The organism is Croceitalea sp. MTPC5 (assembly GCF_036985505.1).
Classification (GTDB): Bacteria; Bacteroidota; Bacteroidia; order Flavobacteriales; family Flavobacteriaceae; genus Croceitalea.
The window spans coordinates 68,756-81,504 of record NZ_BTGQ01000003.1 but is presented as its reverse complement, the minus strand read 5'-3'; the positions used below and the strand labels follow the sequence as shown (position 1 = coordinate 81,504).

General features: G+C 39.8%; 15 protein-coding genes. 6 read left to right on the top strand and 9 right to left on the bottom strand.

All coding sequences use genetic code 11. The annotated features are described in order from the left end of the window. Window positions 1-80: 80 nt before the first annotated feature. Window positions 81-656 carry a TetR/AcrR family transcriptional regulator gene (locus tag AACM45_RS10310; protein ID WP_339142495.1) on the top strand — a complete coding sequence of 192 codons (576 nt, stop codon included), beginning with the start codon at window positions 81-83 and terminating at the stop codon, window positions 654-656. Window positions 657-727: 71 nt separating this feature from the next. On the opposite strand, the gene AACM45_RS10305 is transcribed toward AACM45_RS10310, so the two are convergent. The 3 genes from AACM45_RS10305 to AACM45_RS10295 form a co-directional block, all read right to left on the bottom strand. Then, window positions 728-1,117: a hypothetical protein gene (locus AACM45_RS10305; RefSeq protein ID WP_339142493.1), complete on the bottom strand. Its 390-nt coding sequence runs from the start codon at window positions 1,115-1,117 to the stop codon at window positions 728-730. Window positions 1,118-1,179: 62 nt separating this feature from the next. Continuing rightward, window positions 1,180-1,728 carry a carboxymuconolactone decarboxylase family protein gene (locus tag AACM45_RS10300; protein ID WP_339142492.1) on the bottom strand — a complete coding sequence of 183 codons (549 nt, stop codon included), beginning with the start codon at window positions 1,726-1,728 and terminating at the stop codon, window positions 1,180-1,182. A 33-nt stretch (window positions 1,729-1,761) separates the two neighbouring features. Beyond that, a complete protein-coding gene (locus AACM45_RS10295) occupies window positions 1,762-1,920 on the bottom strand; it encodes a hypothetical protein (RefSeq protein WP_339142491.1) in 159 nt (52 codons plus the stop codon). Between the two features lie 410 nt (window positions 1,921-2,330). On the opposite strand from AACM45_RS10295, the gene AACM45_RS10290 reads away from it, so the two are divergent. Further along, on the top strand, window positions 2,331-2,852 hold the full coding sequence (locus tag AACM45_RS10290; protein WP_339142490.1) for a PAS domain-containing protein: 522 nt from the start codon (window positions 2,331-2,333) through the stop codon (window positions 2,850-2,852). Here the strand turns inward: AACM45_RS10290 and pyk are convergent. The 5 genes from pyk to AACM45_RS10265 form a co-directional block, all read right to left on the bottom strand. After that, window positions 2,849-4,291 (bottom strand): pyruvate kinase, encoded by a 1,443-nt coding sequence (gene pyk / locus AACM45_RS10285; protein WP_339142489.1) that lies wholly within the window; start codon window positions 4,289-4,291, stop codon window positions 2,849-2,851. The genes AACM45_RS10290 and pyk overlap by 4 nt on opposite strands. A gap of 2 nt (window positions 4,292-4,293) precedes the next feature. Continuing rightward, entirely contained in the window at window positions 4,294-4,755 is a 462-nt protein-coding gene (locus AACM45_RS10280) for an IPExxxVDY family protein (RefSeq protein WP_339142488.1), read from the bottom strand. 117 nt (window positions 4,756-4,872) lie between these two features. Continuing rightward, window positions 4,873-5,610 carry a ribonuclease III gene (rnc, locus tag AACM45_RS10275; RefSeq protein WP_339142487.1) on the bottom strand — a complete coding sequence of 246 codons (738 nt, stop codon included), beginning with the start codon at window positions 5,608-5,610 and terminating at the stop codon, window positions 4,873-4,875. Between the two features lie 8 nt (window positions 5,611-5,618). Next, window positions 5,619-6,869, bottom strand: coding sequence for a beta-ketoacyl-ACP synthase II (gene fabF, locus AACM45_RS10270; protein WP_339142485.1), 1,251 nt, complete (start codon window positions 6,867-6,869; stop codon window positions 5,619-5,621). Between the two features lie 102 nt (window positions 6,870-6,971). Beyond that, the gene (locus AACM45_RS10265) at window positions 6,972-7,205 is read right to left on the bottom strand and encodes an acyl carrier protein (protein ID WP_047247024.1); all 234 of its coding nucleotides are present in this window, start codon (window positions 7,203-7,205) and stop codon (window positions 6,972-6,974) included. Between the two features lie 147 nt (window positions 7,206-7,352). Here AACM45_RS10265 and purN point away from each other — a divergent pair, with 147 nt between their 5' ends. Genes purN through AACM45_RS10245 form a run of 4 tightly spaced genes read left to right on the top strand, consistent with a single transcriptional unit; the run spans window position 7,353 to window position 11,473 of the window. Beyond that, on the top strand, window positions 7,353-7,937 hold the full coding sequence (purN, locus tag AACM45_RS10260; protein WP_339142482.1) for a phosphoribosylglycinamide formyltransferase: 585 nt from the start codon (window positions 7,353-7,355) through the stop codon (window positions 7,935-7,937). Then, on the top strand, window positions 7,930-8,565 hold the full coding sequence (locus AACM45_RS10255; protein WP_339142481.1) for a ribonuclease H family protein: 636 nt from the start codon (window positions 7,930-7,932) through the stop codon (window positions 8,563-8,565). Before purN ends, AACM45_RS10255 begins: the two co-directional genes overlap by 8 nt. Window positions 8,566-8,605: 40 nt before the next feature. Beyond that, a complete protein-coding gene (locus AACM45_RS10250; protein ID WP_339142479.1) occupies window positions 8,606-9,532 on the top strand; it encodes a PfkB family carbohydrate kinase in 927 nt (308 codons plus the stop codon). A 42-nt stretch (window positions 9,533-9,574) separates the two neighbouring features. Beyond that, window positions 9,575-11,473, top strand: a complete 1,899-nt coding sequence (locus AACM45_RS10245; RefSeq protein ID WP_339142478.1) for an amidophosphoribosyltransferase — start codon at window positions 9,575-9,577, stop codon at window positions 11,471-11,473. Between the two features lie 665 nt (window positions 11,474-12,138). Here AACM45_RS10245 and AACM45_RS10240 read toward each other — a convergent pair. Further along, window positions 12,139-12,747: a superoxide dismutase gene (locus AACM45_RS10240; protein ID WP_339142476.1), complete on the bottom strand. Its 609-nt coding sequence runs from the start codon at window positions 12,745-12,747 to the stop codon at window positions 12,139-12,141. Window positions 12,748-12,749: the final 2 nt, after the last annotated feature.

Genomic DNA, 12,749 nt, shown 5'->3' with positions numbered 1-12,749 from the left:
CATCGCAATATAGCCGCCACAAAATTCGTTCAAAACCAAGATTTTTATGATAGACAGACCAGTCTTTACTATATTTGAATATGGCTAAATCAAACATTAAAGAGCATATCATAGAAATTGCAAGTAAGCTATTTTACGTCAACGGCTATAACGCCACTGGTATCAATGAAATTATCACAAAAGCTGAAATTGCCAAGGCAACTTTATACCATCACTTTAAATCAAAAGAAGCGATTTGCATTGCCTACCTAGAAAGGCGTCACAAATCGTTTATGCGGTCTTTATCATCTTATGTTCTTGAAAGGCCAGAAGGAAAACAAAAATTACTGGCAATTTTTGATTATTTAAGGGATATGTATCGCAATGATGACTTCTATGGTTGTTGGGGGATCAAGACCTTTGGTGAATTGCCTCCGGACAACCAAATGATAAGCGCATTAATACAAAAACATAAGAAAGAGTTCTTACTTTTCTTAGGTGGTATCGTTGGCGATAATCTAATGAATATTTCAAAGGCAGAGACCGAAAAAATATCCGGTGGGCTTTATTTACTGTATGAAAGCGCCATAACGGAAAGCTATTTGCACAAAAATGATTGGCCCATTCATTTAGCAAAACGTATTGCACCATCACTTTTCTCTGAAGCGGAAGCATAAAAAAGTCCTGCCAATTTACTCGATGCATTTCGAGGATTGGCAGGACTCAACACCCAACTTAAAACATATTTTTACTCTACTATGAGTGTATTATCGGTACTGGTAGGATTTAATGGACAAAAATAGACATACTCCCCTTTGGCCAAGGTAGTAGGCTTTGAGGTTTGCGTCTTATTGGTCTCAACGGGGGCCGTGACATAGGCCGTTTTGATATGGTTCTCTGGCTTACTGACATCTTTTCCTTTTTCGACCAATACGAATCCTACTTTATGGTCAACTCCATTATTGGCTATTTCAAATACATAGGTTCCCTCAGAAACAGTCAATGTTTTCTGTGTAAACTCCCCTGGGGTCTGTTCCAATTGTATGGTCTTTACTGCTTTATCCGTCATTTTATCTTGTGCGTTCACGGATATAATGGTTAAAAACGCTACTGCTAAAACTGTAATTACTTTTTTCATGATTTTTGATTTTTTGCTGATATTATTTTCAGACTTTATGATTGAACTATTTTGATTAAAAATTATACTTGTGCTAATTCTAAAGGTTGTGCTACTGGAAAATCAACCGGTACCTGTGTTGTTCTGTGTAGGTAATTGGAAATTGTCTTATCGCCTACCAATACGATCGTGTCAATTAAGTTTTCTTTGGTCCATCCGGCCCTGAAGAAGTTTTCGAGTACAACGGAATCAGTAGCACCCCTACTCTCGGTTATGTTTCTGGCCAAACGGGCCAACGCATCCAATTTGGTATCAAAAGATGCATACCCTGCCCTTAACTCAAGAATTTGTTCATCGGTAAATCCGTTCATTTTACCAATGGCCGTGTGCGCCGATAAACAATAAACGCAATCGTTCACTTGGCTTACTGCGAGGTTTACCACTTCCTTTTGCTTGGCACTCAGAGATGTTTTGGCATTTGACAAGGCCAAATAATTTGATAAGGCATTCTCAGAATGGGCATACGTGGCAAAAAGGTTAGGAACAAAACCAACCGCTTTTTCCAAATTGTCAAAAATTGCTTGATTGTTCGTACTTACTTCCGTTCTCTTAGGGACATTAAATATGTTCATAATCTTACTTTTTTTATTTTATTATTATTTGGTTTAAAAATTTGCTACAAATGGTTTTTCTGCGTCACAATAAAAATCCCCGTGATGTTTTTGGTCGCAATTTTTTTTTGAAATCAACATTGAATCAGCTGATTTATCATTATCCATAAAATTCCCAATTGGATTAAAAGATGCTATTTCTATTGTATTCATGATATTTGATGTTTAATTACAGGGCAAAGATGCGGTGAAATGAAAATGAATAAGAGGCAGAAATTTCCCGACTGCTTGCAAAAACTTCCCTTTATTCTAAATTTTGTGTTTTAGTCTTGCCTTCTAAGGGCTTATCAGCTTTCTTTTTCAAAAAACGTATCGAAATTTTTTAACGACTAAGAACACTTTATGGGTTGGTATAAAAACTTAATTTGACCATAATAACTTCATTTTCTGTTACTGGACATTATGGACAAGCCCTCAATCTAGGGGATACTCTCTCGATTTTCATCAAATTTTTGTTGACCCTTTTAACACGGATAGAACCGTTTGCATACGATTCTTTTGAACAGAAGTGTTAATCCATGTTATAAATTTTAGTACCACTATATCTTTTCATAGTATTGAATATGAAAGAACTACAACATTACGATAAGGCAGCTTATAATTTTTATGCTAAGCAAAAGTTTAAAGATCTGCCTATATTAGGATGGGATATCTTTTCAAGATACTTTCAAAAGATTTGCGGCGATTTCAACGATGTAACGACCCTTCAACAAATCTCTAAACAACGATCATGGGAAAAAAGTTTCGCTTTTAATGAAGAGATTTTACAAAAAGAGCATATTATCGTTGTGACCGATACCAATTTGAGAATCGTACATGCTACAAAAAATATTTATGACATGAACGGTTACAGACCGGAAGAAATAAAAGGACTTCAACCAAAAATATTTCAAGGACCCAAAACCTGTGCTGAAACGGCATCAAAAATAGCCATTGCCGTGCAGAACCATCAACTATTCGAGGCGGTGATCTTGAATTACAGAAAAGACGGCTCGCATTACAATTGTTGGATCAAGGGCGGTCCTGTGCGCAATACTACTGGCGAAGTGGTGAACTTTATCGCGTTTGAACGAGAAGTTGCCTAAAAGTTACACGTTTCTATTTCGGTAACCCTTAACGTATTTACCATTCCTTTTTCTTTAATGGGCATAGCAGCTAGGCTAATCAACATGTCACCTACATCTAAAAAGCCTTTTCGACAGGCGATTTGGTTCACATCATCGATGGTTTCATCCGTAGAGACGTACTTATCATAATAAAATGCCTTTACGCCCCATAGCAGATTTAATTGGGTGAGTATTCTTTTATTTGAGGTAAATACCAAAATGTGGGCACTTGGCCGCCATGCCGAAATCTGAAAAGCGGTATATCCACTATTGGTCAAGGTGGAAATAGCCTTTGCCTGAATTTCATTTGCCATTAACGCAGCATGATAGCACACCGATTTTGTTATGTATCGCTTTGTTTTGATGTGTGGTGGGGTCTGGGGCACGTTGATTAAATTCGAGCCTTCTACACTCTTTAAAATACTGGTCATTTTTTCAATGACCTGAACAGGATAATTGCCTACTGATGTTTCACCTGAAAGCATTACGGCATCAGCGCCATCCATCACTGAATTGGCAACATCGTTTACCTCAGCTCGTGTAGGGGTAAGACTCGTAATCATGGTCTCCATCATTTGAGTGGCTATTATTACGGGAATTCTTGCCTTCTTCGCACGAAGCACTAATTGTTTTTGGATTAGGGGCACCTCTTGCGCGGGCACCTCAACACCCAAATCACCCCGTGCCACCATTAGCCCATCACAATAGGCCACAATTTTATCAATATTCTCAACGGCCTCAGGTTTTTCAATCTTGGCTACGATCGGAATCTTATGTTCTGAGTGCTCTTTGATCAGGTTTTGAAGATCGATCAGATCTTGGCTAAAACGAACAAAGGAGAGGGCTATCCAGTCCACATCTTGTCCGACGGCAAAAATGGCATCTTTGACATCTTTCTCCGTTAGGGCCGGCAATGAGATATTGGTGTTCGGTAGGTTCACCCCTTTTTTTGATTTTAGGGGTCCCCCTTGAATAACCTTCGCCTTAACCTCATTATCGCCATTGGTAGCGACAACCTCGAACATCAGTTTACCATCATCCAAGAGAATACGCTCGCCGGCCTTGACATCCCTGGGGAATTCCTTATAGTTCATATAGACCCTTTCGGCACTACCTTCAAAAGGTTCCCCCGTCACGAAAAGAATTTCATCACCAGGGGCGACGACTACTTCTTCGCCCATTACACCTACCCTAAGTTTTGGTCCTTGTAAATCGGCCAAGATAGCGGTGCTCATCTCCAATTCTTCATTTAGCTCACGTATCATCTGAATTCGCTCTGCTACGTCATCATAACTGGCGTGCGAAAAGTTAATTCGAAATACATCAACCCCTGCCAATATCATTTCTTTCAATACTTCTTTTTTACTGGTAGCTGGTCCTAGGGTTGCAACTATTTTCGTTTTCTTTTTCGTTGGCATTCTCAAAAAATTAAGTTTCTTTTCGATTTTAATTGGTTCAAATCAACTCCGTAAGCAGTAACTACCGATGGAATGGATTTTATGGCATTGATTATGGTTTCAATATGGCTTTCTTGGTCTGCTTCAATTTTTAAAAAATAATCCACCTCTTTACGTTCTTGAACCAAATAGTGTGTTCTTTCTGAGTCGTTCCCAAAAAAGAGCCCTATCGATTCATTCCGTTGTATTTTTTTAACGGTATTGCAAATCAAGACCCAATTATTTTCGTTTAAATGGTCTTCCCACTCAAAGAAAGGGAATGAAAAACTATTCACATCTAAATCATACAAGGCCCTTTTAAGCCTGAGATTCGCTGCTTTGTTCATATAGTATGCCATGGAATGGGCATTCAAACTAGAATGTATAGCGACCAGTTTAAAACTATCCTCATATAACTCAGCGGATATCTTATGCGTTGTTACCATTAAATCAATGCGAATTGTAAATATAGGCGTAATCCCTAAACTAGCCTAGTTTATACCTTTGTTTGAGGTGTGAAAGACCAACGAAAACGTTTAAGTTGACTTTTTGTTGACGATCAATTAACTATTATTTATCCTATCTTGAAGTGCGAAATAGGCTCTTTTTGATGCTTTCTCTTCAGCTTTTTTCTTTGAGGTGGCCCTTGCCTTCGCCAATATGCGTCCGCCTATGGTCAGTTTTACCGCAAAATGTTTAAGGGCATCGTTGCCGGTATCTTCGTAAACATCATAATGAAATGTCTTTTTCTGTTTTTGGCACCATTCTATTACCAAGCTTTTATAGCTGATTACCTTACCTTCCAATTGTTCAATATCCACATAAGGCATAATGACCCTTTCATGTATGAATTTTTCACAATAGGTGTACCCCCTATCTAGGTAAATCGCCCCTACCAATGCTTCAAACACATTACCATGTATGTTCTCACCAAAATGGGATTTTGGTATCCTACTCTCAACATACTCCAAGAGGTTTAAATCTTTCCCTAATTCATTAAGGTGTTTGCGACTGACTATTTTAGAACGCATTTTGGTCAGGTAGCCCTCATCGCCTTCAGGCACCATGTTGTAGAGGTGTTTCGAAATAATCGTTCCGAGCATGGCATCACCCAGAAACTCCAATCGTTCATAGTTCATCGGGTTTCCATCCTTATCCCTTTTATTTACCGAACGATGTAAAAAAGCCTTCTTATAGATAGGAAGCCTTTTGGGCTTGAACCCTAGGATATGTTTAATTCCCAAAAAAAAATTCCCATCCGATTTCGAATGGGAACTAAATATTTTAGGAGCAAACTTCATCTACTGTATTAACTAAGTTTTTTAAATAATACACAAGCATTATGTCCCCCAAACCCGAATGTATTGCTCATCGCAACATTTACCTCGCGTTCTTGGGCCTTGTTCAATGTTAAATTCAATGAAGGGTCTATGTTTTCATCAACTACGGTATGATTTATAGTTGGTGGTACCAAACTGTGCTCCATCGCCAAAATGGAGGCAATTGCCTCTATAGCACCTGCTGCACCCAACAAATGCCCGGTCATTGATTTGGTCGAATTGATATTAATGTTCGCAGCATGTGTTCCGAATACCTTGGATATTGCTTTGAGCTCAGCAACATCACCTAATGGGGTCGACGTACCATGCGTATTGATAGCATCAACGTCTTCAGGTTTCAGGCCTGCGTTCTCAAGACAATTCTCCATCACCTTAACGACGCCAATACCTTCAGGATGTGGGGCCGTCATATGGTATGCGTCACTTGAAAGTCCACCACCTAGCACCTCTGCATATATTTTTGCACCCCTAGCCTTGGCGTGCTCATACTCTTCGAGTATCAGGGCACCGGCACCTTCACCTAATACGAACCCATCCCTTGTGGCATCGAAAGGCCTTGATGCGGTTGCCGGGCTGTCATTTCGTGTTGACAAGGCGTGCATAGCGTTAAAACCTCCCATTCCTGCAATGGTAACGGCTGCTTCACTACCGCCGGTTACCACTACGTTACAATGACCCAAGCGAATGTAATTCAATGCATCGATCATGGCATTCGCCGACGATGCACAAGCAGAGACCGTGGTATAATTAGGGCCCATGAAGCCATGTTTTATGGAAATGTTTCCGGGAGCGATATCAGCAATCATTTTAGGGATGAAGAAAGGGTTGAACCTTGGGGTACCATCGCCTTGCGCGAAATTCAAAACTTCTGTTTGAAAAGTCTCCAGGCCACCAATACCAGCCCCCCAAACAACACCGACTTTAAATTTATCGACCTTTTCCAAGTCAAGACCAGAGTCTAAGATGGCCTCGTCTGAAGAGACCAATGCATATTGGGCAAAGCGATCTAGTTTTCTGGCTTCTTTTCTATCAAAATGATTTAGGGGGTCATAACCTTTCAGCTCACAGGCAAATTTTGTCTTGAACTTTTCCGTATCGTAGTATGTAATGGGAGCTGAGCCACTCTTTCCATTCTTAAGCCCATCCCAATAGGTTTTAATATTATTACCAATAGGTGTTAAAGCACCTAAACCGGTAACGACAACTCGCTTTAATTGCATAGAACTTGTTTTTAACCTATTTACCCTTGAAATTAAAAAAAATTATCCATGCGGAAGGATTACCACATGGATAATTATAATCTTTAGTAAGATATCATAAAATTACTTAGCTTCTTCTATGTAGCTTATTGCTTGACCAACAGTGGCAATGTTCTCAGCCTGATCGTCTGGAATTTGAATATCAAATTCTTTTTCGAACTCCATAATAAGCTCAACAGTGTCCAATGAATCTGCACCCAAATCGTTGGTAAAACTTGCTTCAGAAACAACTTCATTTTCATCAACGCCTAATTTATCAACGATAATAGCTTTTACTCTTGATGCAATGTCTGACATAATAATATCGGTTTTAAAATTTAATCGTTGGCAAAAATATAAAACTTTGGATTAATTACACTATTTGTCGATAAAATGTGCTGTAAATTACTGTTTTACCATCTTACCCCTTAATTTTGACCTTCATAAAAGACAAGAACGAACGTATTGGAAAAATCGGTCAAACGCATTGTACTTCTAGCCTCTGGTTCAGGTTCGAACGTAGAGAACATCAATACCCATTTCAAGGAAAATACGGGTGTATCGATTTCATGTGTACTGACCAACAGAAAAAATGCCGGCGTTCTAGACCGTTGCCTACGTTTAGGTATACCAGCGATACATTTCAATAAAATTGCTTTTAAGGATACCGATACGGTTTTGCGCTTTTTAAGATCACTGGAGCCCGACTTGGTAGTACTTGCTGGCTTTTTATGGAAAATTCCGGAGGATATTATCGCTGCTTTTCCTAATAAGATTATCAACATCCACCCTGCATTACTTCCAAAATATGGTGGAAAAGGGATGTATGGGCACCATGTACACGAAGCCGTCAAGGCCAATAATGAAAAGGAATCAGGTATCACCATCCATTATGTCAATAAAAACTATGATGAGGGCGCCATTATCCATCAGGCAAAAACGACGATTTTAAAAACCGATACCGTAGAGCGGATTGCTGAAAAAATACATGGGTTGGAATTTGAACATTTTCCGAAGGTGATTGAAAAACTAGTATTCAAGAATGGCTAAAAAAGTGAAGTTCTACGTAGTGTGGAAAGGAAAGCACCCTGGCATATTCGAATCTTGGGATGATTGCAAAGCGCAGATAGAAGGCGTTAAGGGCGCACAATACAAGTCATTTTCGACCTTTGAGGAAGCCAAGAAAGCCTTTAATAGCAATTATATTGAATATAAAGGAAAGAAAAAAAGCAAGTCTGAACTTACCCCCGAAGAACTTCTGAAAATCGGGGAACCCAATATGCACTCCATATCGGTCGATGCTGCCTCTAGTGGAAATCCTGGTGTAATGGAATATCAAGGGGTAGATACCAAAACCAAAAAAAAATTGTTCAAACAAGGGCCTTTTCAAGAGGGTACCAATAATATCGGGGAGTTCTTGGCCTTAGTCCATGGTCTGGCGTTCTTAAAACAACAAAAAAGTGACCGCATCATTTATTCCGATTCTAGAATCGCCATTGGCTGGGTTCGCAAGAAAAGCTGTAAGACCAAGCTCAAGCCCAATCGTAAAAATGCAGCGGTTTTTGAACTAATAACACGCGCTGAGACCTGGTTAAAGAATAATCGGTTCGATACCCCGATCGTAAAATGGGAAACCAAGGCTTGGGGTGAAATACCCGCCGATTTTGGCAGAAAATAGTTGTGGAAATAGAACTATATTTGCAGCAAAAAATTGGGTAATGGGCAAATTGCTGATAGTAGGTTCAATAGCTATTGATGAAATCGAGACCCCTTTTGGTGAAACCGGAAGAATTCTGGGTGGTGCCGCTACTTTCATAGGTTTGGCCGCCAATCAATTTGAGATAAGCTCAGGTATCGTTTCGATTGTTGGCGAAGACCTACCGAAAGAATATTTAAGCCTTTTGAAAGAACGGCACATAGACCTATCTGGTGTAGAGGTCGTCAAGGGAGGTAAAACTTTTTATTGGAAAGGTCGCTACCATAATGATATGAACACTCGTGACACCTTGGTCACTGAACTGAATACCCTAGCGGACTTCAACCCTATCGTGCCAAACCATTTTAAGGATGCCGATGTGGCCATGTTGGGCAATTTGAACCCAAGTGTACAAATGGGTGTAATTAATCAAATGGAACAACGACCAAAGCTCATCATTCTAGACACGATGAATTTTTGGATGGATAATGCCCTTAACGATCTTCTAGACGTAATCAAGAAGATTGATGTAATTACAATCAATGATGAAGAGGCGAGACAGCTGACCAATGAATATTCTTTGGTAAAGGCAGCAGAAAAAATCCATGAGATGGGTCCGAAATATGTAGTGATCAAGAAGGGTGAGCATGGTGCACTGCTATTTCACGAAAAGGACATATTCTTTGCGCCGGCATTACCATTAGAAGAAGTTTTTGACCCAACAGGGGCGGGCGACACCTTTGCCGGTGGTTTTGCAGGCTACCTGACGGCCACTAATGACATTTCGTTTGAAAACATGAAGAATGCCATCATATACGGTTCAAATCTTGCCTCTTTCAGTGTCGAAAAGTTTGGTACTGAACGCATGCAAAACCTGAAGAAAGAAGAAATTGACAAAAGACTGCATCAGTTTAAGGCGTTGACGCAGTTCAATATTGAGTTAGAATAACCATTTGCCCTGAAAATTCAGGGCTTTTTTATTTGTTATAAGATGAGTGATGCTATTAAGCATGAATGTGGAATCTCACTGATTCGTTTGTTGAAACCCCTTGAATATTACAAAGAGAAATACGGCTCTGCGTTCTACGGGGTAAACAAAATGTACCTAATGATGGAAAAACAACACAACCGTGGACAAGACGGTGCGGGTTTTGCCAGCATTAAATTAGACATGAACCCCGGTGAACGTTATATGAGCCGGGTTCGTTCAAGTCAACAGCAACCTATTCAAGACATATTCAAACAGATCAATGACCGCATCAATACGGCCATTATTGAAGATCCCGATTTGAAAAATGACGTAGCACGACAAAAAAAGGAGATTCCATACATTGGGGAACTCCTTTTAGGGCATGTTCGTTACGGTACGTTTGGCAAGAACAGTATTGAAAGTGTACATCCCTTTTTAAGGCAAAACAACTGGATGCATCGTAATCTCATCGTCGCGGGCAACTTTAATATGACCAATGTCGACGAGCTTTTCGGTAATTTGATCGCGTTGGGGCAACACCCGAAAGAAATGGCCGATACCATTACCGTAATGGAGAAAATCGGGCATTTTTTAGATGATGCCGTAGCAAAGCTCTACAAGCAAATTAAAAAAGAAGGATTCAATAAGAGGGAAGCGTCACCCCTTATTGCAGAAAGACTTAATGTAGCCAAAGTGTTGCGCAAGGCGGCAAAAAACTGGGATGGTGGTTATGCAATGGGTGGTCTTTTGGGCCATGGTGATGCCTTTTTATTGCGAGATCCTGCAGGTATTAGGCCAAGTTACTATTATAAGGATGATGAAATAGTAGTGGTAGCCTCAGAACGACCCGTGATCCAAACAGTGTTCAATGTAAGGTACGATGACATCAAAGAGCTTGACCCGGGCAATGCCATCGTCATCAAAAAAAATGGCAAGGTGTCGTTTGAAGAGATATTGCAACCAACGGAACGAAAAGCTTGCTCTTTTGAGCGCATATACTTTTCAAGGGGCAGTGATAAAGAGATCTATCAAGAACGTAAGATGTTGGGAAAATTGGTTTTTCCTGAAATCTTAAAAGCCATTGATGATGATTTGAGCCATTCCGTTTTTTCATATATCCCGAATACCGCCGAAACCTCTTTTTTGGGTATGGTAAGAGAAGCGCAAAATTACCTTAACAACAAAAAAGAAGCGCAAATTTTAGCGCTGGGCCCCAACATTACTAAAGAAGAACTACATAAAATATTGGATGTTCGGCCAAGAATTGAAAAGGTGGCCATAAAAGATGCCAAACTAAGAACCTTTATTACACAAGATAGTAGCCGTGATGACTTGGTCGCCCATGTCTATGACATTTCATATGGTTCGGTCAACCCTGAAGATAACCTAGTTATCATTGATGATAGTATCGTTCGCGGCACCACGTTGAAACGCAGCATCCTTCGTATGCTCGATAGGTTGAATCCGAAAAAGATAATCGTAGTTTCCTCTGCACCCCAAATCAGATATCCTGATTGTTACGGTATTGATATGGCCAAATTAGAAGATTTTGTTGCTTTCAAAGCTGCATTGGCGCTTCACAAAGAAAATGATACCGAATACCATATAAAGGATATTTATGAAAAGTGCCTGAGACAGGTAAACTCTAAAGATACCGACGTTGTAAACTACGTCAAAGAGCTGTATGAACCTTTCAGCCCTGAAACCATCTCGAAGAAAATAGGGGAGCTTCTAAGCCCGAAAGACATTGGGGCCAAAGTCGAGATCATATACCAAACCATTGAGAATTTGCACAAAGCTTGTCCTAAAAACCTTGGGGACTGGTATTTTACGGGTGATTATCCCACGCCTGGCGGAAATAGGGTCGTCAATAGGGCATTTATCAATTTTTACGAGGGTAAAAACGAACGGGCCTACTAGAATTTAACAATTAGACCTCCAAATTGTGTATTTCATCGATGAAACCGGTACTTTACCGTCTTTTTAAATATACAAGGGTTCAGCAGGTTAAATTAGTGCTTGCCATAGCATAAGTAGGTTAAGTTCATGGTAAGATTTGGGGCAAAAAAGGTGGAGACTTCTCCACCTTTTTTATTTTACGCCTACTCGGTTTCTTCACGGTTTGTACTTATTTTCCTTAGCTTTTATAATCCATTTGAAATCAAAAGGCAGTTTAACCTAATTACAGGGTTTTCATCTAAAAGCTTTTCTCATTGTCATGGCTTGGAATACATTTGGAGAACCATAGCATAAGTAGGTTAAGTTCATGGTAAGATTTGGGGAAAGAAGGCGGACATTGTTCCGCCTTCTTTATATTTGAATACCAAGCTATTATCTTTATTGAAGGTTGGATTTTATTGATACCTGCTTTTTTCTACCTCAAAAAATTCTTAATATTTCTTTGTTATTTCCCACAATACCAGTAATTTAGTTTTGCCATAGCATAAGTAGGTTAAGTTTATGGTAAGATTTGGGACGAAAAGGGTGGGGACTTCCCCGCCCTTTTCTATTTGTATTTTTAGCCTTTAAACAAAAAACGCAACCCTATAGGTTGCGTTTAAATTCTTACGTTAAAAAAATCTTTCTTACTTACTCGAAGTATAGTTATCCGCTACCTTATCCCAGTTTATGACACTAAAAAATGCTTTGACATAGTCTGGCCTTCTATTTTGATAATTTAGGTAGTAGGCATGCTCCCAAACATCTAGACCGAGAATTGGGGTTCCTTCACATCCAACCCCTGGCATTAGCGGATTATCTTGATTCGGTGTCGAGCAAATTTCCAATGCCCCTTCCTTATTTACGCATAACCAAGCCCATCCAGAACCGAAACGGGTTCCGGCTGCGGCACTGAACTTCTCCATAAAGCCCTCAAAAGATCCAAAAGCACTGTTTATTGCATCTGCCAATTCACCCGTTGGTTCTCCCCCACCATCGGGAGACATCACTTCCCAGAATAAACTGTGATTATAAAATCCACCCCCATTGTTTCTTACCGCTCCGTTAGACATATCCATCCCCGACAGTATCTCTAAAATATCTTTTCCTTCCAAATCAGATCCCTCAATCGCGGCATTTAACTTTGAGGTATATCCGTTGTGATGTTTTGTATGGTGTATCTCCATAGTCCTCGCATCAATATGTGGTTCCAATGCATCATATGCATAAGGAAGTTTGGGCAATTCAAAAGCCATAA